This window comes from Pseudomonas sp. SIMBA_041, from assembly GCF_046535095.1.
Classification (GTDB): domain Bacteria; phylum Pseudomonadota; class Gammaproteobacteria; order Pseudomonadales; family Pseudomonadaceae; genus Aquipseudomonas; species Aquipseudomonas mucoides.
In genome coordinates, this window is sequence record NZ_JAWRXJ010000422.1 from 1 (window position 1) to 265 (window position 265).

General features: G+C 31.7%; 1 protein-coding gene. It reads right to left on the reverse strand.

Translation table 11 applies throughout. The features are described from left to right. Window positions 1-238 (reverse strand): hypothetical protein (locus SB725_RS31745; protein ID WP_410923415.1); only part of this gene is annotated, 238 nt, incomplete at its 3' end. Between the last annotated feature and the right edge of the window lie 27 nt (window positions 239-265).

A 265-nucleotide genomic window follows, 5' to 3' on the forward strand; every position in this document is an offset into this window, starting at 1 on the left:
CCGTTTGAGAAATAATGCTATTTACCTTGTCTAAAGATAATCTCTGAGCATTAGGAATTTGTGCAATCTGATAAAATTGATTAAGATCGCTTTGTGTAAGTACATAACTGGCTCCCTGTGAACCGACTTTAGATTTAATAAAACTTACAGAATGATTAAAAATATCAACATTAACAGTAGCTCCATTGAAAGAATTGGTTGAAACGAGGTTTTTACTCTGATTATTTTCAGTTTCCATATTGATATTGCTGTCATTATCGTCACT